This window comes from Zoogloea sp. GDB6 (assembly GCF_056724105.1).
In genome coordinates, this window is record NZ_CM161497.1 from 1,324,326 (window position 1) to 1,344,119 (window position 19,794).

The window sequence follows — 19,794 nt, forward strand, 5'->3', positions numbered from 1 at the left end:
TGAGCTCATCATCGGTAATCGAATTTACCGATACCTTGCTTTTATCGGAATGGTCGATATTATTGATTTATCGATTTTGCCGATACAAACCATGCTCAGGATCAATTCATCCCGGCAGGCTGGCCAGATTCTCATGACTCGACGCAAAGCTCTGGGGCTCTCCCAGGCAAGCCTCGCTGCACGCCTTGGTATCAGCCAGAACCGCTTTTCCGAACTCGAAGCCCACGCCGAACGCCTCACCCTCGAGCGCCTCCTGGCGCTGGCCAGTCAGCTCGGCCTGGAAGTGGTGCTTCAGGAGAAAACGCCTCCCGCCACCCACAGTGAGTGGTAGCAATGGGACGTCCTTCGCACACGCAGGCTCTGAATGTCTGGACCAACGGCAGGTTGGTTGGTCAGTGGCGTTTGCCGGCACGCGGGCCAACTGAGTTCCAGTATGAGGCTGACTGGATGGCGTTGCCCGAAGGGCGCCCGCTCTCCCTGTCGCTGCCTTTCACGTTGGACAATCTGCCGCTACGGGGAGAGATTGTCCGCCATTACTTCGACAATCTGCTGCCCGACAGCGACCGTATCCGCACGCGCTTGCAGTCCCGCTTTCGAACGAACAGCACCGGTGCCTTCGATCTCCTGCAGGCTATCGGGCGAGACTGCGCTCACCTGGCACGATGGACGCTGGTGCCGACCGCTCGGTGCCACACCAACGACCCATATCTTCAAGTTGCCTCTCGGCCTGGTCGGCAATCGTCAGGCCGACATGCGCACTTCCGTCGAAAACGAATGGCTTTGTGCGCAGATTCTTGCGGGCTTCGGTTTGCCGGTCGCGTCATGTCAGATGCAGCGCTTCGGGGAGCAGAAGGTGCTGGTCGTCGAACGCTTCGACCGCCGTCTGGCGAGTTCCGGGGACTACTGGCTGCGTTTGCCGCAGGAGGATTTCTGCCAGGCCACTGGCACATCCTCCAGGGCCAAATACGAATCCGACGGTGGCCCCGGACTGGTGGACATCGCGCGGATCCTGCAGAACTCCGAGGTGCGAGAACCTGACCTCCAGACAGTCCTGAAGGCGCAGTTGCTCTTCTGGATGCTCGCCGCCACCGATGGCCACGCGAAGAATTTCTCGCTCTTCCTGCTCCCCGGAGGACGCTACCGCCTGACGCCACTCTACGATGTGCTGTCGGCCTGGCCCGTCACCGGAACTGGGCCGAACCAACTCGACTACGAGAAGCTGCGCCTGGCCATGGCCGTTCGTGGCAAGAACGCGCACTACCGACTGCGGGACATTCAGCGTCGCCACTTCAACGACATGGCGCAGAAGTGCGGTTTTGCCCCTGACATGGATCGCATCATCGAAGACCTGCGCTCCCGCACCCCCGGCGTACTGGAAGCCGTAGCAAAAACGCTTCCGCAGGATTTTCCTGAGGATGTCTTTGCCGCTGTCGCTGCGGGACTGGCTGCTGCGGTCAAGAGGCTCTGAGTGCTGCGGTTCTGACTCAAGTGGTCAAAAAAAGGGCGCCTTCGTCTGGCGCCCCTGTTTCTATTGCATCGTCCGACAGGCCTCGTCGCAGCCTGTCTGTACCGCTTACCAGTGTGTTTCCCGGTCCGGCGTGGCGGTGATCTTGTGGATCGTCAGGTCGGCGCCGTCGAATTCTTCTTCCGCATCCAGGCGGATGCCGACGATGGACTTCAGCGCGCCATAGACGATGGTGCCGCCCGCTGCGGCGACGACGATGCCGCCGGCAGTACCAATTAGCTGCGAGACGAGGCTGATGCCACCGATGCCGCCCAACGCTTTCGCCCCGAAGATACCTGCGGCGATGCCGCCCCAGGCGCCACACAGACCGTGCAGCGGCCACACGCCGAGCACGTCGTCGATCTTCCAGCGGTTCTGGGTGATGGTGAACAGCTGCACGAACAGGACGCCAGCGATCAGGCCGGTGACCAGCGCACCGATCGGATGCATCAGGTCGGAGCCGGCGCACACGGCGACCAGGCCGGCCAGCGGGCCGTTGTGGATGAAGCCCGGGTCGTTCTTGCCGAGGACCATCGCCGCCAGCGTGCCGCCGACCATCGCCATCAGGGAGTTGAGGGCGACCAGGCCGCTGACCTTGTCGAGGGTCTGGGCCGACATCACGTTGAAGCCGAACCAGCCGACGGTGAGGATCCACGCGCCGAGGGCGAGAAAGGGGATATTAGAAGGCGGGTGGGCGGCCACGTTGCCGTCCTTGGTGTAGCGGCCACGGCGGGCGCCGAGCAGCAGCACCGCAGGCAGCGCGATCCAGCCACCGACCGCATGCACCACCACCGAGCCGGCGAAGTCATGGAACTTGGCACCGAAGGCCGCTTCCAGCCACGGCTGAATGCCGAGGTTGTCGTTCCAGGCGATGCCCTCGAAGAAGGGATAGACGAAGCCGACCAGCAGGAAGGTGGCGACGCTCTGGGGGTGAAACTTGGCACGCTCGGCGATACCGCCGGAGATGATGGCCGGGATGGCGGCGGCGAAGGTCAGCAGGAAGAAGAACTTGACCATCTCGTAGCCGCTCTTCTGCGCCAGCACTTCGGCGCTGGAGAAGAAGTTGACGCCATAGGCCACCGTGTAGCCGATGAAGAAGTAGGCGATGGCCGACACGCCGAAGTCGGTGAGGATCTTGACCAGGGCATTGACCTGGTTCTTCTTGCGGACGGTGCCGACCTCCAGGAAGGCGAAGCCGGCGTGCATCGCAAGCACCATGATGGCGCCTAGCAGCACGAAGACAACGTTGCTGGTGTTACTGATTTGCTCCATTTTGGGCTCCGAAAATGAAGCGAGGCACCAAGCAGGTGCTGTGCCAGCTCTATTTTGGTGAAAAGTACTGATGAATGAAGGGCTTGCCATCAGGGTATGGTGCGGCGTGGCACCATGATCGTGCAGATTCGGAGTGTGCGCACCAAATTAATGCGCAGATCTTTGAATTTCTAATGCCCGGATGGCTAGAAGATGAGGATTGTCACCGTCTTGGTGCGCCTCTGCTTTGAAAGGGAGAGCTCACCAGGCGTTCTCCACCGCAATCTGTGCCGGCGCCGCCAGGCGGCTGAGACGGAAGCCCCGCCCGAGCAAGGCCTTGTGAGTGTCATGGACCATGTTGGGGCTGCCGCAGATCATGATGCGGGAGTCGGCGAGGGTCAGCGGAATGTCCAGCCGGGCTTCCAGCTCGCCGCTCTGCAGCAGCGCCGGAATGCGCGCGTGGAGCGCGCCGGCAACGGTGTCGTCGCGGGTGGCGACCGGCTGGTAGATCAGCTTGTGACCGTGCTCGGCCCACAGGGGATGGTTCCGCAGGGCAGCGATTTCCGCGCGGTAGGCGAGGTCGTCGGCATTGCGCGCGCAATGCACCAGAATGAGGCGCTCGAAGCGCGTCCAGGTGCTCTCGTCCTGCAGGATCGCCAGGTAAGGCGCCAGCCCCGTACCGGTGCCGAGCATCCACAGGTCACGCCCATCGGCAAAGCGGTTGGTAGTGAAGAAACCGAAGGGCTGGCGCTCCATCATCAGCTCGTCGCCAACCTGCAAGAGTTCCAGGCGGGACGTGAAGGCACCGTCCGGCACGATGATCGAGTAGAACTCCAGGTGGTCGTCCCAGGTTGCCGAGGCCATCGAATAGGCCCGCCACACCGGCACGCCGTTGGCCTGATGCAGCCCGAGGCGCGCGAACTGTCCCGGCACGAAACGAAAGCCCGGCTCCCGGGCGATCCGGAAGGACAGCAGCCGGGGGCTCCAGCGGTGCAGCCACAGGATGCGGGCCGGAAGGTACTTGTCGTTGGGGGCGTCCATCGAGTCTCTCCTTTCCAGGATTGTGGGGAGAATTCAATTGCTCATCGCCGGTTCGACCGGCTGTGGGCAGCGGAATTCGCCGAAAGGGTGTTTCCCGCGCTTGTGCGATGGCGGGTGTCCATCCCAGTTGGGCGAGGATACAAATACGCAGTTGAGGCGGCCAGGGGAGACGGGGGGCCGGATGCTGACAGTGGGTAAGGGCGCGGCGAACTGCAGCCCCGTGCCGGCCCGGCTGCAGGGGGAGTGAGTTCCCCTCGGACACAGATTTTGGTACTTGGCCACGTCCATGGTTGACGAATCTCGGCAGCGGGTGACGAAAAACGTCACATGAGAGATGAGTTTTTTGCGGCTCCGGATAGCATCCTGCGCGCGCTGTATCCGGCAACAACCTGTTTTAAATTGAAAAATTTGAAAGGCGTGAGGTTTGGCACGCTGGTTGCCTATGTCAGCACGTACGAGGCAACAGCCCGCACCAACCAAATTTCAACGAGTGGAGATCACATCATGAAAAAGCAAAGCGGCTTTACGCTGATCGAACTGATGATCGTCGTGGCGATCATCGGCATTCTGGCGGCTGTGGCGATTCCGCAGTACCAAAACTATACGGCCAAGGCTAAGGCTGCGAACCTAGTCACATCGCTTGATGGTCTCAAGGCCGCTGTTGCAATTTGTATTCAAGAAGCCGGTGGCGTTTTGGACAATTGCTCTACTGGTACGGAGCCGATCAAAGATTTTGCTCCCACAAAAGAAATTGCTAAGGCTGTAGTTGCGAAGGGGGTCATTACTGCAACTTTTGGAACTGGCATTGGCACCGATGTGGATAGCAAAGACGTAGTATTCACTCCGATTCCGAACGATAATACTATCGTGTGGAAGGTCGATGCTAGCGCAGTTAAGAATGCTGCTGTTGTGGATGCGTTGTCGAAGAATAACAAGGCTTCCGGTACTTAATTGATTGGCTATTTTTAATTAAATAGTCTAGTTGCTGAACGAGCCCGAGAGAATATTCTCTCGGGCTTTGTCTTTTTGATTCATGGGGCTGGCTGCTTTTCTTGTAGTTTGTTCCTCTCTTGCAGGGCTTTTCTGTGCGAGTCGTTTCATCCCTCAACTGTGACGCCCGCCCTGAAGCCGATGTCACGCTCATCGTCGTCCACGCAATCAGTTTGCCTCCTGGGCGACATGGTGGCAGAAGCGTGGAGCAACTCTTTACAAACACTCTTGATCCGACTGAACACCCATTTTTTGAGACGATCAAGGATCTGAGGGTGTCAGCTCACTACTTCATTCGTCGCACGGGAGAGGTGCTTGTATTCGTTCCCCCGGAGCTCAGGGCGTGGCATGCAGGGGTGTCCAGTTGGCGGGGAATGCCCCATTGTAACGATTTCTCGATCGGGATAGAGCTTGAAGGGGGCGACGAAATTCCTTTTGAGGTCGTGCAGTACTCGGCATTGGCCGATGTGATCGCCAATTTATGCCACCGGTTCCCTATTCAGGGGATTACCGGGCACCAACATATTGCGCCGGGGCGTAAGACTGATCCTGGTCCGCATTTTTCCTGGCAGCGGCTGCGTGACGCCCTGGAGTCGGCGGGTGCGCATCGCGCCGCCGAGTTGGTCGAACCGCAGGATGAGCACGAAGCGGAATGGATCGATCGATGGCCTTTCCCCTTGGCTGGAAGGCCTGCCTGAAGCTGGTCGCATGCTGAACAAACTGGCTTTTCTTTTCGCCATTTGTGGGCTCAGTTTGAGCCCCACCATCCTGACGTTGTACACCGCGGGAAGTGTTGACGCCATGCAGTCTGATTGGCGTATCGACACCCTGCTGATTGCGTTGGCGAGTTGCGTGCTGTTGCTGACCCTGCCACGTCGTCTGTGGTTGGGGGGCGTGATGTTGGCTCCATGGGTGTTGCTGGCACCCTTTGAGTGCTTCTATATCCTGAACTACGGTAGACCGAGTGATGTCCATGTGCTGGGAATCCTGTCGGAGACTAATCCGGAGGAGGTGCTTGGCTATCTGGGGCCGAAGTTGTTTCTCTTTTGGGCCAGTTTTCTGGCTGTCGCAACCCTTCTGTTCGTGGTAATTAATCGGGCGCGTGCGCAGGATTGGGAATGGCCGTTGCGTATCCGTTCTTGGGCGGTATTCATTAGCGTCAGCTTGCTGGCTATGCCTGTTGCTGCCATCGTTTTTGATCCCATGGATGCTTCCATTCATGGTAATGAGCGAGAAGATCCAAACGAGAGTCTAAGCGAAGCAGGCCTTAGCCCGTCACTCACAAGGCTGGCAAATCTATATCCTTTGGGAGTGCCATTACGTTTCTATTCATATTGGCGCGAACGAAGTACGCGTCAAAGTTATCAGGCCCGGATCGAACGGTTTCGTTTTGGTGCAAGCCTCGCCAGTCCGGCAAAGGAGCGGCGTATTCACGTGCTCGTGATCGGCGAGACAGGGAGGCCGGACCGTTGGCAGCTCAATGGCTATCAAAAGGAAACCACCCCGCGCTTGATGCGCCAATCCAATCTGGTGAGCTTCAGCGATTTCATCTCACCCTGGGCTTGGACGCGGATGGCTGTGCCAGTGATTCTGACCCGCAAGCCCGCAACGAACCGAAGCGCCTTCTTTCCTGAGCGTTCGCTGATTTCCGCATATCGGGAAGCAGGTTTCAAGACCTATTGGCTTTCCACCCAAAGTCCGTTGGGCGTCCATGACAGCTCTATCGCTCTGCATGCAGCAGAAGCGGATGTCACGCGTTTCTATAATCTTGCCAATTACAAGTTGAGAGGTGGAATGGATGGTGATCTGCTCGCGCCTCTTGATGAAATTCTAGGTTCCGGTGAATCCTTGCAGTTGATTGTCCTGCACACGCTCGGTAGCCATTTCAACTACAGCCACCGCTACCCTGCAGCCTTCGATCATTTCCGGCCATCTCTTAATGATCTGTCACACGCTGACCTGCATGACCGCAGCCAGCGTATTGAAATGGGAAATGCTTACGATAACTCCGTTCGCTACACAGACCATTTTCTCGCTGAAGTCATAGCGCGCCTGGAAGCAACAGGGGCCGTGGCTACGTTGTTCTATGTGGCCGACCATGGGGAGAACCTGTTTGATGGTGAGTGCAACGAGAGCGGCCACGGTCATCAGACCGAGCATGATTTCCGGGTGCCCGCCTTGTTTTGGTATTCCGAGCATTTTGCCCAGGTATTTCCGCATAAAGTTGAACTCGCCCAAAGCAGGCGCCATGCTCGGTTGTCGACGACATCCGTTTTTGCGTCGATGCTTGAACTCGGTGATGTCCAGATTGCGGGAGACGCCCTAGCTTCCAGTTTCATTCATCCGGCGTGGACGCCTGCTCCTAGAATGACGCAGACTGGCGTTGATTTTGATAGATCAGGTAGGGATGCAAGGTGTCGATCACTGGTGGCCGTCCGCAAGCCAAATTAGGGCTTGAAAGCAGTGTTGAACGTTGTTTTTTGCCATGGCTCAGGAGGCTCGGTGACCGCCGGGCAGGCGTGGATGTCTCCTTTGTCAGTGCATACCGCCTGCGTGTAGCCATGTACGAGCGTGAGGCCCGGCAATGCTTGATTTGCCGTCGGCGTTGTTCGGGGGCGTCAGCCTGCAAGATGTTTTTTTGAATGCTTCGTGCATTAGTTTGCGCAGGGCAAACTTGGGTTGGATTGACAAAACCCAGTTGAATCAATAGAATGCGTTTCGTGTGCTTTTTTTGGCGCAAAACTCTTGTTACAAGTCGGTGCCTGAGCTGCCGCATAACCGGCCTTCTTCCCCCCGGTTACTGACCTGTCCGAGGTCTGGCTCGGTACTTTTTTTGGCACGCTGTCTGGTTGCATCAGCGTGTTTGGATCAACCCCTGGCGACCTAGTCCTTCGAGCGCCGTCGGCCGGTTTTGTTGGCTGACGAGTTGAACCCGGCCCTGCTTTTTTGAGGGCTGTCGGGTGATACAAACGGATTTTCTGTCCCTGCTGTCCTGGGGGCGGTTGTGCGCGCGCGTTTGCTGGACTGTGGCCACAGAAAGGAGAGCCCATGTTCGCAACTCGTATCGCGAAGTTCGCACGTCACGCGGCTTCATACATGCTTCACTTCGCCCACGGCGGTCTTCTCGTCGCGGGTCTCGTCCTCACGCTGTTTGTGGCATCCCGGATTGCCAACCACGGTGTGCAGGGTTTATCCCTTGATAGTCTGGCCGGTAGTACCGAAGTACCTGTCTCTGCTGTTGCCGAAGCGGCTGCGGAGTCGGAGGCTGACATCATCCAGGCGGCAGAAAGCGCGTCGCCGGTCAAGCTCAGCCCTGATCTGCAGCGCGTCAAGACCTATGTGGCCAAGCGCTACCAGGTGTCGGCCGTGGCTCTTGAGCCACTGCTGGCGTCCGCTCAGCAGACCGGACGCAGCGTGGGTGTAGACCCGCTGCTGCTGGTGGCCGTGATGGCCATCGAGTCCCGCTTCAATCCCTTTGCAGAGAGCCCTTTGGGTGCGCAGGGCTTGATGCAGGTGATCCCCAAGTTCCACCCCGACAAGGTGGATGTGAAGTCGGACAAGAGTGCCCTGTTCGATCCCGAAACCAACATCCGCGTCGGTGCGCTGGTGCTCAAGGAGTACATCCAGAGCACCGGCTCTGTGGAGCGGGCGCTGCAGCAGTACGGTGGCGTTGGCGATCCATCGGCCCCGTATGCGAGCAAGGTGATGGCTGTGAAGGCCATGCTGAGCCAGGTCGCCCGCAGTGGAGGAAGGCTCGTCGGCGCCTGACGCGTGCCCGAGCCTGGGGAAGACGAACCCGCCGAGAGGCGGGTTTTTTCGTTTTCAGGCTGGGGATTATTCCCTGTGGGGCGACTTCGTTCGCTCTCTGCAGCCTGAATCTCCGGCATATCCTGTTCGAGTTCTGCGGGCTGAACGGACTCGCCCCTACAGGACACGGGCGATGCGTTCGGCAGCTTCGCGCAGTCTTGCGGTCCCGGTTGTGTACGCAATGCGCAGATGGTGTTCCGGCGCGTTGTCGCCGAAGTCGATGCCGGGCGTCGTGGCGACGCCGGCTTCCTCGATGAGCAGGCGTGCCAGCGACTGGCTGTCCTCCGCGATGCCGGAGATGTCGGCGTACAGGTAGAAGGCGCCCTGGGGCTCTGTAGCGAATTTGAAGCCGAGTTGGCGCAGGGCGGGGAGCAGTGCGTTGCGACGTTCGGCGAACTCGTGCCGGCGCTCTTCGAGGATGGCGATGGTGGATGGTTCGAACGCTGCCAGCGCGGCGTGCTGGGCCGGCGTGGAGGGCGAGATGAAGAAGTGCTGAGCCAGCTTCTCGATGTCGCGCACGTAGGCTTCGGGAGCGACCAGCCAGCCGAGGCGCCAGCCGGTCATGCCGAAATACTTGGAAAAGCTGTTCACCACGAAGACGTCGTCGAGCCGGCTGAGGGCGGTGCAGGCGTCCACACCGTAGTTGAGGCCCTGGTAGATCTCGTCGACGATCAGCACGCCGTTGCGCCGGCTCACGGTTTCCTGCAGCGCGACGATCTCGTCGAGCGTCAGCAGCGTGCCGGTGGGGTTGGCCGGGCTGGCCACCATCAGGCCGCGGGTCTGCGCCGTCCATGCTGTCTCGACCTGGGCGGGTGTGGGCTGGAAGCGGGTGCTGGCGTTTACAGGCAGCGCACGTGGGTTGCCTTCGAAGCTGCGCACGAGGTGGCGGTTCGATGGGTAGCCGGGGTCGGGCAGCAGCCATTCGTCACCCGGATCTGTGAGGACGGCGAGGGCGAGCATCAGCGCGCCGGAGGCGCCGGGGGTGACGATGATGCGCTCTGGCGAGACGTCGGCACCGAAGCGGTCGTGGTAGAGGCGGGCGATGGCTTCGCGCAGCGCGGTGAGGCCGAGGGCCGGGGTGTAATGCACGTGGCCACCGGTCAGGAAGCGTTGAGCAGCCTCGACGATGGGCTGGGGGCTGGCGAAATCGGGCTCGCCGACTTCCAGGTGGATGATGTCGCGCCCGCTGGCGGCGAGCTCGTGGGCGCGCTTGAGGATCTCCATCACGTGGAAGGGCTGGATGTCGGCCATGCGGCGGGCGCTGCGGGTCATGGTGTCGTTCTTCGTGAATGGGATGGGGCAACAAAAAAGCGCCGATTGCTCGACGCTTTCTTGCGCTACCTGAGCAGCCGGCTGGCTGCTGTGAACTTACACCGACAGGGCCAGTTCGAACAGTTCGCGCTTGAGCGTGAACTGCTTGGGCAGGCGGTCCTGCAGCTTGTCGAACCATTCCTGGTGGCCGGCCAGCTCGGTCTTCCAGGCGTCGGCGTCGATCTTGACCAGGGCTTCGAACTCGGCCTTGGTCACGTCGGAGCCGGTCCAGTCGATGTCTTCGTACTGGGGCATCCAGCCGAGGGCGTTCTCGGTGGCGTGCACGCGGCCGCGGACGCGGTCAACGACCCATTTCAGCACGCGCATGTTCTCGCCGAAGCCGGGCCACATGAACTCGCCCTTCTCGTTCATGCGGAACCAGTTGACGCAGAAGATGCCAGGGGCCTGATCAACGGTGTGGCCCATCTTCAGCCAGTGGTTGAAGTAGTCGCCCATGTGGTAGCCGCAGAAGGGCAGCATCGCGAACGGATCGCGACGGACCACGCCCTGGGCGCCGAAGGCTGCCGCGGTGGTTTCGGAGCCGAGGGTGGCGGCCATGTAAACGCCGAAGTTCCAGTTGAAGGCCTGGTAGACCAGCGGCACGGTGGTGGCGCGGCGGCCGCCGAAGATGAAGGCGGAGATGGGTACACCGGCCGGATCTTCCCACTTCGGGTCGATGGACGGGCACTGGCTGGCCGGGGCGGTGAAGCGGGAGTTCGGGTGCGCAGCCTTGCGGCCGGTTTCCTTGGCGATCTCCGGGGTCCAGTCCTTGCCCTGCCAGTCGACCAGGTGAGCCGGGGCTTCCTTGGTCATGCCTTCCCACCATACGTCGCCGTCGTCGGTCAGCGCGACGTTGGTGAAGATGATGTTCTCGCGCAGGGTGGCCAGCGCGTTGTAGTTGGTTTTTTCGGAGGTGCCGGGGGCGACGCCGAAGAAGCCGGCTTCCGGGTTGATCGCGTAGAAGCGGGTGGAGCCGTCGGCTTCCTTGCGCGGCTTGATCCAGGCGATGTCGTCGCCGACGGTGGAGATCTTCCAGCCGTCGAAGGACTTGGGCGGGATCAGCATCGCGAAGTTGGTCTTGCCACAGGCGGACGGGAAGGCGGCGGCGACGTAGGTCTTCTCGCCTTCGGGGCTTTCCACGCCGAGGATCAGCATGTGTTCGGCCAGCCAGCCTTCGTCGCGGGCCATGGTGGAAGCGATGCGCAGCGCGAAGCACTTCTTGCCGAGCAGGGCGTTGCCGCCGTAGCCGGAGCCGTAGGACCAGATCTCGCGGGTTTCGGGGTAGTGGACGATGTACTTGGTGGTCGGGTTGCAGGGCCAGCGGGAGTCTTTCTCGCCGTGGGCCAGCGGAGCGCCGACAGTGTGCACGCAGGGCACGAACTCGCCATCGGTGCCGAGCACGTCGAAGACGGCCTTGCCCATGCGGGTCATGGTGCGCATGTTGGTGACCACGTAGGGGCTGTCGGAAATCTCCACGCCGATGTGGGCGATGGGGGAGCCGAGCGGGCCCATGGAGAACGGGATCACGTACAGGGTGCGACCGTGCATGCAGCTCTTGAACAGGCCGTTCAGGGTGCTGCGCATCTTGGCCGGGTCTTCCCAGTTGTTGGTGGGGCCGGCGTCGTCCTTGTTGGCCGAACAGATGTAGGTGCGGTCTTCGACGCGGGCCACGTCGGACGGATCGGACCAGGCGAGGTAGGAATTCTTGCGCTTTTCCGGGTTGAGCTTGATCAGCATCCCGGCTTCGACCATCTCGGCGCACAGGCGGTCGTATTCTTCTTCAGAGCCGTCACACCACACCACGCGATCGGGTTCGGTGAGGGCGGCGATTTCGGCAACCCACTGCTTGAGTTTTTCGTGCTTGACGTAATCGGGTGCGGCGGCGATGGCGGCTTCGGCAATGCTTTGAGACATCTGACGATTCTCCAGGACGTTACGGATGCGTTGTTTCAAGTGCCGGTTCGGGAGGTTTCCGGCTGGGCAATCGCGTCTTGTTGGGCCACCAGGGCTCGGCGCGTATTATTAACGTCAATCAGGATTAACCCGACTGACTTAGCCTTATATTATGCCATGGTTCACGGCGTAGAGAAATCTACTCGGATGGCATTTTGAGCTGTGGAAGTCACGAATTGCCGTAACGGTAATTTGGTCGGATGATGACAGGACACAAACACACACATCAACAATGGAGAGGGATACCTGAATGGATGAGCAAATTCGCCTGGCCGCACTTGAATACCACCGTCTGCCCAAGCCGGGGAAGATCGCAATCGCGCCAACCAAGGCGCTGACTAACCAGCAGGATTTGTCGCTGGCCTACTCGCCCGGCGTGGCGGCGGCCTGCGATGCGATCGTCGAGGATCCGGCCGAGGCCGCGTCGCTGACGTCCCGAAGCAACCTGATCGGCGTCGTCACCAACGGCACGGCTGTGCTCGGTCTGGGCAACATCGGCCCGCTGGCCGCCAAGCCGGTGATGGAAGGCAAGGGCGTGCTGTTCAAGAAGTTTGCCGGCATCGACGTGTTCGACCTTGAAATCGACGAGCCCGATGCGGACAAGCTGATCGACATGATCGCCGCGCTGGAGCCGACCTTCGGCGGCATCAACCTCGAGGACATCAAGGCGCCGGAGTGCTTCTACATCGAGAGCAAGCTGCGCGAGCGGATGAAGATCCCGGTCTTCCACGACGACCAGCACGGCACCGCCATCGTCGTCGGCGCGGCGCTGCTCAACGGCATGCACCTGCTCGGCAAGGACCTCTCCAAGATCAAGCTGGTGACCTCCGGCGCCGGCGCGGCCGCGCTGGCCTGCCTGGACCTGCTGGTGATGCTCGGCGTGCCGGTCGAGAACATCTGGGTGAGCGACATCGAAGGCGTGGTGTACGAAGGCCGTACGACGCTGATGGATCCGATCAAGGCGCGCTACGCCAAGAAGACCGATGCCCGCAAGCTGGGCGAGATCATCGAGGGCGCCGACGTGTTCCTCGGCTTGTCCGCTGGTGGCGTGCTGAAGCCGGAGATGGTCACCAAGATGGCGTCGCGGCCGATGATCATGGCGCTCGCGAACCCGACGCCGGAGATCCTGCCGGAAGAGGTCAAGAAGGTCCGCGACGATGCGCTGATCGCCACCGGCCGTTCGGATTATCCGAACCAGGTGAACAACGTGCTGTGCTTCCCGTTCATCTTCCGCGGCGCGCTGGACGTCGGCGCGACGACGATCACCGACGAGATGAAGCTGGCCGCCGTGCGCGCCATCGCCGAACTGGCCCGTGCCGAGGCTTCCGACATCGTGGCGGCGGCCTACGGCGAGAAGCTGTCCGGTTTTGGCCCCGAGTACATCATTCCGAAGCCCTTCGACCCGCGCCTGATCGTCAAGATCGCTCCAGAAGTGGCCCGAGCGGCCATCGAGTCCGGCGTGGCGACGCGCCCGATCACCGATTTCGACGCCTACCGCCAGCAGCTCAACAACTTCGTGTGGCAGTCCGGCTTGGTGATGAAGCCGGTGTTCCAGGCCGCCAAGCAGGCGCCGAAGCGCATCATCTTCGCGGAAGGCGAAGCCGAGCGCGTGCTGCGCGCGGTGCAGACCGCGGTGGACGAGGGCACCTGCCGTCCGGTGCTGATCGGCCGTCCTGAGGTTGTGCTGCACAACATCGAGCGCTTCGGCCTGCGCCTGCGGCCCGAGTTGGACTTCGAGATGGTGAACCCGGACTCCGATCCGCGCTTCAACCAGCTGTGGTCCCACTACCACTCGCTGATGGAGCGCAAGGGCGTGTCGGTGGATTACGCCAAGCGCGAAGTGCGCCGCCGCACCACGTTGATCGGCGCGCTGCTGCTGCACTTCGGCTACGCCGACGGGATGATCTGCGGCACCTACGGCATGCACCACCTGCACCTCAAGTTCATCGAGACGGTGCTGGGTCGCCAGAAGGGCGTGCGCAACTTTTACACGATGAACCTGCTGGCGTTGCCGGATCGGACCGTGTTCCTGTGCGACACCTACGTCAATTACGACCCGACGCCCGAGCAGATCGTCGAGATGACCCGCCTGGCCGCTGACGAAGTGCGTCGCTTCGGCATCCAGCCGCGCATCGCGCTGCTGTCTCACTCCAGCTTCGGCACCGACAACTCGCCGACCGCTGAGAAGATGCGCAAGGCGCTGGTGTTGCTGCACAACGAGCATCCCGACCTGGAAGTGGAAGGCGAGATGCACGGTGATGCGGCGCTGGATGCGGGCATCCGCAAGCAGGTCTTCCCCAACGCCAAGATGAGTGAGGACGCCAACCTGCTGATCTTCCCGACGCTGGACGCCGCCAACATCGCCTTCAACCTGCTCAAGACCGCCGCCGGCGAAGGCATGACCATCGGCCCGATCCTGCTCGGTTCGGCCAAGCCGGTGCACATCCTGACCCCGACGGCAACGGTGCGCCGGATCGTCAACATGACGGCGCTGACGGTGGTCGAAGCCGGTCGTTGATCTTGTCCTAATGTCTCCGTCGTCTGCGGCCGTTAAACTGCGTGATATCTATCACGGAGGGGCGGCGGGATGCCGGAGGCGGGCACGGCGGCGCTGGTCCTGACCGGTGGCGGGGCGCGGGCGGCCTATCAGGTCGGCGCGCTGATCGCCATCCGGGAGGTCTGGGGACGGCGCCGCGAAAATCCATTCCCGATCCTGTGCGGGACATCTGCCGGCGCCGTCAATGCGGCGGCGCTGGCGGTTTTTTCCGCCAATTTCAACGAGGCGGTGCGCAAGCTCGCCTACATCTGGCGCAACTTCCACGTCCACCATGTCTATAGGGCCGATACCGCGGCGATCACTCAGTCGGTGATGCGCTGGTCGTCGGCGATCCTGTTTGGCGCGCTGGTGCGCCAGTCACCCCGCTCCCTGCTCGACAACACGCCGCTGCGCGAACTGCTGGAGGCGCAGCTCGATTTCTCCGCCATTGGCCGGGCCATCGACGCGGGGCATCTGCGGGCGGTCTCGGTCAGCGCGTCGGGTTACACCTCGGGCGACAACCTGGCCTTCTTTCAGGCCTGCGACGATCTGCAGCCGTGGCGCCGGGAGAAGCGCATCGGCATGCGCACCGAACTGGAGGTGGATCATCTGCTGGCCTCCAGTGCGATTCCCTTCGTCTTTCCCGCGGTGCGTATCAACCGGGAGTATTTCGGCGACGGTTCGATGCGCCAGCTTGCGCCGATCAGTCCGGCCATTCATCTCGGCGCGCAGCGTATCCTCGTGATTGCCGGCGGGCGGCGTTCGGAGGAGGCGCGGCAGCGCACCGACTGCTACCCTTCGCCGGCCCAGGTGGCCGGCCACGCCATGTCGAGCATCTTCCTGGATGGGCTGGCGATGGACCTGGAGCGCCTGGAGCGCATCAATGCAACCCTCTCGGTGCTGACGCCGGAGCAGCGCGCCGTTGCGGGCATTCCGCTGCGCCCCATCGAAACGCTGGTGATCGCACCGTCCCAGCGTCTCGACTACCTGGCCGCGCGGCACCGCCAGACTTTGCCGCGGGCTTTGAGCATGGTCCTGAGCAGTATTGGTGCAATGCGGAAAGACGGTTCTGTGCTGCTCTCCTACCTGCTTTTCGAGCAGGGTTACACCCGTTCCTTGATGGAGCTCGGGTATCGGGATGCGATCAGCCGGCGTGCGGAACTGGCCCGTTTTTTGAGGGTCGATGGCTAGCGGCGGGTGCCCATGCGCGCCAATGGGAGTCGTCTGCTCGAAATGTGCAAAAAAATCATTCACAAAAAACTTCAAAAATTTAAAATAACCCCTTATTTTGAATAAGAAGTATGTTGTTTGCGTTTGTGCCGCCCGGTCATGTTGCGGTGCTCATTCAATGAGCATTCACCGGAGCGAACCGAATTCCACCCGCGGGGCCTGTCCGTCGCGAAGATTTTTCATAGGGAAGAAGGGTTTCTTCCTGCCATGAACCAGTTTGAAAGACGATGAAGATCCGTACTACTGTACTCACCCTGCTGAGCGTCTTTGCACTCAACACCGCGGTGCCCGGCGATGCGTTCGCTGCGGCGCATCATGCGGCGTCGAAGAAGGCCCACACCGCCAAGGCTGCACCCAAGGTCGAAAAGGCCGAGAAGGTGGCCAAGTCGTCCAAGTCAGGCAAGGCCAGGGGAAGCAAGGTCGCCAGGGCGGCAGAGGACAAACCGCAGGGGCGCAAGGTCGCACATGCGTCGCGCCACGCCCAGCATGCAGTTGCCGCTGCTGTCAGCCATGACATCGACCATGAGGGCAATCCGCTGCTCCAGTCTGCCGCTTTCATGGTGACGGACCAGGCCACCGGCAATGTGCTGCTCGAAAAGAACTCCGACACCGTGGTGCCCATTGCATCCATCACCAAGCTGATGACCGCGATGGTCGTGCTGGATGCCCGTCTGTCCCTCAACGAGACGCTGACTGTTACCCAGGACGACGTGGACACCCTGCGTAACAGCAGTTCCCATGTGCCGGTGGGCACCGAACTGCAGCGGGACGACATGCTGCGGCTCGCGCTGATGTCCTCCGAGAACCGCGCTGCGGCTTCCCTCGGCCGGAATTACCCAGGCGGCCTGCCGGCTTTCGTTGCCGCCATGAATCGCAAGGCCGCATCGCTGGGTCTGCACGACACGCGCTTCTCCGACAGCACGGGGCTGAATTCCGCCAACGTGTCGAGCGCCCGTGACCTGGTCAAGATGGTGTCGGCCGCCTCCCGCTATCCGCTGATCCGTGAATTCACCACCACCGCCAACTACGTGGTGTCGCTCAATGGCCGCCAGCGGCAGTTCAACAACACCAACTCGCTGGTCGGTAGCCCGAGCTGGCAGATCGGTGTGTCCAAGACCGGCTACATCAACGAGTCCGGCAAGTGCCTGGTGATGCAGGCCTGGATGCTCAACAAGCCGATGATCATCGTGCTGCTGGATTCCTTCGGCCGCTTCACGCGGGTGGCGGACGCCCAGCGGGTCAAGCGCTGGCTGGAGAGCGCCGCGGTGCAGCAGAAGCTCGCCGCCGCCGGCCGCCACGGTCCGGCGACCTGAGAGTTGTTGGGCTGAAATGAAAAAGGCGCCGAGAGGCGCCTTTTTTGCATCGTCAGGGCAGGGCTGGCCCTGCGGATCATGCGCGGGCCGTTCCCGTGGGGAGACTCATTCGCCCTCACGACCCAAGGAGAACTGTGACCTAGGTCTGGCGTGTCGCCGGAGCTACGTAGCCGAGCGCGCTGGAGATCTCGTCGGCGGTCTGGCGGATCAACGGGGCCCAGTCCGGGTTGAAACGCTCGGACGGGGTGGACAGGGACAGGCCGGCGATCAGGTCGCCGCTGTCGTCACGGATGCCGGCGGCGATGCAGCGCACGCCGGTTTCGACCTCGTCCAGGTCATAGGCGACGCCATGGCGGCGGACCTTGTCGAGCTCCTTCTCCAGGCCCTGCAAGGTGGTAATGGAGGTGGGCGTGGATGACGGCAGGCCGGTGCGGCGGGCGTATTCCTTGACCTTCTGGGCGCCGTCTTCGACGAGGAATAGCTTGCCGGTGGCGGTGGTGTGCAGCGGGGCGCGGGCGCCGACGATGTGCACCACGCGCACGGCGGACTTGCCGCTGGAGGTCCGTTCCACATAGACGATCTCGTCGCCGGCGCGGATACCGAGGTTGACGCTCTCGCCCGTGGTGCCGTGCAGGCGCACCATCGCGGCCATGGCGGTTTCTCGTAGGGAGATGCGCGACTTCACCAGGCTGCCCAGTTCGAGCAGGCGGATGCCCAGGCGGTAGGCGCCGCCGTCACTGCGTTCGACGAAGCCGCTGCCACTCATCGCACCGAGGATGCGATGGGCCGTGGAAGGATGAAGCCCGGTTTCCGCAGCGAGCTGCTTGAGGGGCACCGGATCGGGGTGCTCGGCGAGGACGTCGAGCAGCTTCATCATGCGCTCGATGACCTGGATGGGGCTTTTCGCGGTTTCTGGCGTGGACAACGGATTTCCTGCCTCTGATTCAAGGACGCGGAATGGTATCGCAGGTGCGTCGATTTCGCCTAGTGAAATGCCGCGCTGCCGCAAGACCCGTCACACCTTGATGGAAAAGGGTGAGAAATCGGTGTCCACATCGTAGTGATCCTCCCGCTCGGCCTCTTTCAGAAACGCGACGATCTTGTAGGTGAGCGGCGTGAACAGCGTCTCGACACCAACCTTGGTGATGAACTGGGCGAGCATGATGCCTGGCAGCAGCGCATTGGGAATCAGGCCGGAGTCCCAGAAGGCGAGGGGATAGAACAGCAGGGAGTCGACGCCCTCGCCGAAGATCGTCGAGCCGATTGTGCGTTGCCACAGGTGGCGGCCGCGGCTACGGATCTTCATGCGGGCGAGCACGTAGGAATTGACGAACTCGCCGCAGAAGAAGGCCGTCAGCGAGGCGGCGACGATGCGCCAGGTGGAGCCGAAGGCGATCTCGTAGGCAGGCTGGTTGGTCCACGTCGGGGCCGGCGGCAGGGCGACCACCACCGCGGCCATCACCGACGCAAAGACCATGGCGCCGAAGCCGGCCCAGATCACGCGGCGGGCGCGGGCGTAGCCGTATACCTCGGTGAGCACGTCGCCGAAGATGTAGGAAATCGGGAAGAACAGCACGCCGGCGCCGAAGGTCACCGGCCCCAGGCCCGGAACGACGATCTGCGCAGCCTTGGCGGGACCGATCAGGTTGGAGCACAGGTAGACGGCGACGAAGGCCGCCATCACGAATTCGTAATACTTGTACTGGCGTGGGGCTGGGGAATGCAGATGCGACGCAGTCGACATGGGGCTCTCCAGGAGATGGACGGGCCCACTTTCCTTGTCGAGGGGCCTCGGAATGCCTGTCAGTGTGGCACTGCAGCACGCCGACGGCAACGGACTCAGCCGGCGACCATGTGCCCTGCCATGCGCACCGCGATGCCGACCAGCGCGCCGAGGGTGGCAGGCTTCCAAACGTCGGCGACGCGCCGCCCGGCGGAGATCAGTACCGCCACGCCGGGTACGTCCAGCGGGTGGATCAGCAGGCCCGCGCTGGCCCCGTTGAGCGTGGCGGCGTTGGCTGTGCCGGCACGCAGCATCTCGTCCATGACGCCCATCATCGCGGTGCCGCCGGCCAGGTACTTGGTGAGGGTCGGCAGGATCAGCGTCGGGTCGGCACCGACCGCCAGCAGCAGCGGCGATAGCAGGCCGGTGAGGGCGTCCAGCGCGCCCAGACGGCGTAGGGCAAGGACCACGGTGAGGGACAGCACCAGCATCGGGATCGAGCCGACGGCGATCTTGAAGGCTTCGGCACCGGCCCGGTTGATCACGTCGAGGATGCCCTTGGCGCTCTCGGCCACCGGATGGTGCAGGGTTTCATCGACAGTGTGTTCGGTGCTGCTGAGCCCGCGCCCGAAGCCGTAATAGGTGGCAGCCGCGGCGGCCAGCCCGCCAACCAGTGACCAGCCGAGCACGATGCCGAAATGCAGGCCCATCGCTGCCATCGGCATCGATACGTTGGCCTGGGCCATGGCCATCACCATCGCCAGCGTGGCGGCCAGGTGGCGGCTGGAGGCGCCGCGCTGGTCCATCATCGTCAGCGTTGCGACGGGGGCGGCGAAGCTGACGAAATTGATCTGCAGCGCCGCGAAGACGCCCAGGCCGGTCAGGCCGACGGGGCGCAGCAGTGGGGCCAGCTGGGCGACGACCCAGTCGAGCACGCCCTTGGCTTCCAGCAGACGCATCAGGGACAGCATGACGATCATCACCGGTAGCAGCACGAAGAACGATAGCTCGACCGCCGAGCGGCCGGCACGCAGGATCACATCGATCAGCAAGTCCATGGATGCAGTGCAGCAAAAATGGCAACGGCCCCGATTATCGGGGCCGCATACGCCGTGGGCAAATTGATGGCAACCCT

General features: G+C 62.0%; 16 protein-coding genes and 1 pseudogene. 10 read left to right on the top strand and 7 right to left on the bottom strand.

What is annotated here, in order from left to right; translation table 11 throughout:
- Positions 1-133: 133 nt before the first annotated feature.
- The 3 genes and pseudogenes from AC1PQG_RS06070 (at position 134) to AC1PQG_RS06080 (ending at position 1,468) form a co-directional block, all read left to right on the top strand.
- Positions 134-331 (top strand): helix-turn-helix domain-containing protein, encoded by a 198-nt coding sequence (locus AC1PQG_RS06070; RefSeq protein ID WP_481121722.1) that lies wholly within the window; start codon positions 134-136, stop codon positions 329-331.
- Between the two features lie 2 nt (positions 332-333).
- Positions 334-591 (top strand): annotated as a pseudogene (locus tag AC1PQG_RS06075) (HipA N-terminal domain-containing protein); the annotation flags it as partial.
- A gap of 19 nt (positions 592-610) precedes the next feature.
- Positions 611-1,468 (top strand): HipA domain-containing protein, encoded by an 858-nt coding sequence (locus AC1PQG_RS06080; protein WP_481121723.1) that lies wholly within the window; start codon positions 611-613, stop codon positions 1,466-1,468.
- Between the two features lie 105 nt (positions 1,469-1,573).
- On the opposite strand, the gene AC1PQG_RS06085 is transcribed toward AC1PQG_RS06080, so the two are convergent.
- Positions 1,574-2,776 carry an ammonium transporter gene (locus tag AC1PQG_RS06085; protein ID WP_481121724.1) on the bottom strand — a complete coding sequence of 401 codons (1,203 nt, stop codon included), beginning with the start codon at positions 2,774-2,776 and terminating at the stop codon, positions 1,574-1,576.
- Positions 2,777-3,016: 240 nt separating this feature from the next.
- The gene (locus AC1PQG_RS06090) at positions 3,017-3,796 is read right to left on the bottom strand and encodes a ferredoxin--NADP reductase (protein ID WP_481121725.1); all 780 of its coding nucleotides are present in this window, start codon (positions 3,794-3,796) and stop codon (positions 3,017-3,019) included.
- Between the two features lie 504 nt (positions 3,797-4,300).
- Between AC1PQG_RS06090 and AC1PQG_RS06095 the strand changes: the two genes are divergently transcribed.
- The 4 genes from AC1PQG_RS06095 to AC1PQG_RS06110 all read left to right on the top strand — a co-directional run bounded on the left by AC1PQG_RS06095 (position 4,301) and on the right by AC1PQG_RS06110 (position 8,554).
- Positions 4,301-4,747: a pilin gene (locus AC1PQG_RS06095; RefSeq protein WP_481122975.1), complete on the top strand. Its 447-nt coding sequence runs from the start codon at positions 4,301-4,303 to the stop codon at positions 4,745-4,747.
- Between the two features lie 134 nt (positions 4,748-4,881).
- Positions 4,882-5,484: a 1,6-anhydro-N-acetylmuramyl-L-alanine amidase AmpD gene (gene ampD, locus AC1PQG_RS06100; protein ID WP_481122976.1), complete on the top strand. Its 603-nt coding sequence runs from the start codon at positions 4,882-4,884 to the stop codon at positions 5,482-5,484.
- Positions 5,485-5,494: 10 nt separating this feature from the next.
- On the top strand, positions 5,495-7,237 hold the full coding sequence (locus AC1PQG_RS06105) for a phosphoethanolamine transferase (protein ID WP_481121726.1): 1,743 nt from the start codon (positions 5,495-5,497) through the stop codon (positions 7,235-7,237).
- A gap of 597 nt (positions 7,238-7,834) precedes the next feature.
- Positions 7,835-8,554, top strand: coding sequence for a lytic transglycosylase domain-containing protein (locus tag AC1PQG_RS06110; protein ID WP_481121727.1), 720 nt, complete (start codon positions 7,835-7,837; stop codon positions 8,552-8,554).
- Between the two features lie 156 nt (positions 8,555-8,710).
- Here AC1PQG_RS06110 and AC1PQG_RS06115 read toward each other — a convergent pair whose 3' ends face one another.
- Entirely contained in the window at positions 8,711-9,865 is a 1,155-nt protein-coding gene (locus AC1PQG_RS06115) for a pyridoxal phosphate-dependent aminotransferase (RefSeq protein ID WP_481121728.1), read from the bottom strand.
- Between the two features lie 96 nt (positions 9,866-9,961).
- Positions 9,962-11,818, bottom strand: a complete 1,857-nt coding sequence (locus AC1PQG_RS06120; protein WP_481121729.1) for a phosphoenolpyruvate carboxykinase (GTP) — start codon at positions 11,816-11,818, stop codon at positions 9,962-9,964.
- Positions 11,819-12,107: 289 nt separating this feature from the next.
- Here AC1PQG_RS06120 and AC1PQG_RS06125 point away from each other — a divergent pair, with 289 nt between their 5' ends.
- From AC1PQG_RS06125 to pbpG, 3 genes are all read left to right on the top strand, one after another.
- Positions 12,108-14,375 (top strand): NADP-dependent malic enzyme, encoded by a 2,268-nt coding sequence (locus tag AC1PQG_RS06125; protein WP_481121730.1) that lies wholly within the window; start codon positions 12,108-12,110, stop codon positions 14,373-14,375.
- Between the two features lie 69 nt (positions 14,376-14,444).
- Positions 14,445-15,584 carry a patatin-like phospholipase family protein gene (locus tag AC1PQG_RS06130; protein WP_481121731.1) on the top strand — a complete coding sequence of 380 codons (1,140 nt, stop codon included), beginning with the start codon at positions 14,445-14,447 and terminating at the stop codon, positions 15,582-15,584.
- Positions 15,585-15,850: 266 nt separating this feature from the next.
- Complete coding sequence (gene pbpG / locus AC1PQG_RS06135; RefSeq protein ID WP_481121732.1) at positions 15,851-16,936, top strand: D-alanyl-D-alanine endopeptidase; 1,086 nt, start codon at positions 15,851-15,853, stop codon at positions 16,934-16,936.
- Between the two features lie 139 nt (positions 16,937-17,075).
- Here the strand turns inward: pbpG and AC1PQG_RS06140 are convergent, their stop codons facing one another.
- From AC1PQG_RS06140 to AC1PQG_RS06150, 3 genes are all read right to left on the bottom strand, one after another.
- The gene (locus AC1PQG_RS06140) at positions 17,076-17,813 is read right to left on the bottom strand and encodes an IclR family transcriptional regulator (RefSeq protein ID WP_481122977.1); all 738 of its coding nucleotides are present in this window, start codon (positions 17,811-17,813) and stop codon (positions 17,076-17,078) included.
- Between the two features lie 138 nt (positions 17,814-17,951).
- The gene (locus AC1PQG_RS06145) at positions 17,952-18,680 is read right to left on the bottom strand and encodes a queuosine precursor transporter (RefSeq protein WP_481121733.1); all 729 of its coding nucleotides are present in this window, start codon (positions 18,678-18,680) and stop codon (positions 17,952-17,954) included.
- A 95-nt stretch (positions 18,681-18,775) separates the two neighbouring features.
- Positions 18,776-19,717: a nucleoside recognition domain-containing protein gene (locus AC1PQG_RS06150; protein ID WP_481121734.1), complete on the bottom strand. Its 942-nt coding sequence runs from the start codon at positions 19,715-19,717 to the stop codon at positions 18,776-18,778.
- Positions 19,718-19,794: the final 77 nt, after the last annotated feature.

Coding starts and splice junctions, on each gene's coding strand:
- AC1PQG_RS06095 (WP_481122975.1), top strand. CDS start 4,301: ATGAAAAAGCAAAGCGGCTTTACGCTGATCGAACTGATGATCGTCGTG.
- AC1PQG_RS06085 (WP_481121724.1), bottom strand. CDS start 2,776: ATGGAGCAAATCAGTAACACCAGCAACGTTGTCTTCGTGCTGCTAGGC.
- AC1PQG_RS06090 (WP_481121725.1), bottom strand. CDS start 3,796: ATGGACGCCCCCAACGACAAGTACCTTCCGGCCCGCATCCTGTGGCTG.
- AC1PQG_RS06120 (WP_481121729.1), bottom strand. CDS start 11,818: ATGTCTCAAAGCATTGCCGAAGCCGCCATCGCCGCCGCACCCGATTAC.
- AC1PQG_RS06140 (WP_481122977.1), bottom strand. CDS start 17,813: ATGATGAAGCTGCTCGACGTCCTCGCCGAGCACCCCGATCCGGTGCCC.
- AC1PQG_RS06105 (WP_481121726.1), top strand. CDS start 5,495: ATGCTGAACAAACTGGCTTTTCTTTTCGCCATTTGTGGGCTCAGTTTG.
- AC1PQG_RS06150 (WP_481121734.1), bottom strand. CDS start 19,717: ATGGACTTGCTGATCGATGTGATCCTGCGTGCCGGCCGCTCGGCGGTC.
- AC1PQG_RS06070 (WP_481121722.1), top strand. CDS start 134: ATGACTCGACGCAAAGCTCTGGGGCTCTCCCAGGCAAGCCTCGCTGCA.
- AC1PQG_RS06130 (WP_481121731.1), top strand. CDS start 14,445: ATGCCGGAGGCGGGCACGGCGGCGCTGGTCCTGACCGGTGGCGGGGCG.
- AC1PQG_RS06145 (WP_481121733.1), bottom strand. CDS start 18,680: ATGTCGACTGCGTCGCATCTGCATTCCCCAGCCCCACGCCAGTACAAG.
- AC1PQG_RS06115 (WP_481121728.1), bottom strand. CDS start 9,865: ATGACCCGCAGCGCCCGCCGCATGGCCGACATCCAGCCCTTCCACGTG.
- AC1PQG_RS06110 (WP_481121727.1), top strand. CDS start 7,835: ATGTTCGCAACTCGTATCGCGAAGTTCGCACGTCACGCGGCTTCATAC.
- pbpG (WP_481121732.1), top strand. CDS start 15,851: ATGAAGATCCGTACTACTGTACTCACCCTGCTGAGCGTCTTTGCACTC.
- AC1PQG_RS06125 (WP_481121730.1), top strand. CDS start 12,108: ATGGATGAGCAAATTCGCCTGGCCGCACTTGAATACCACCGTCTGCCC.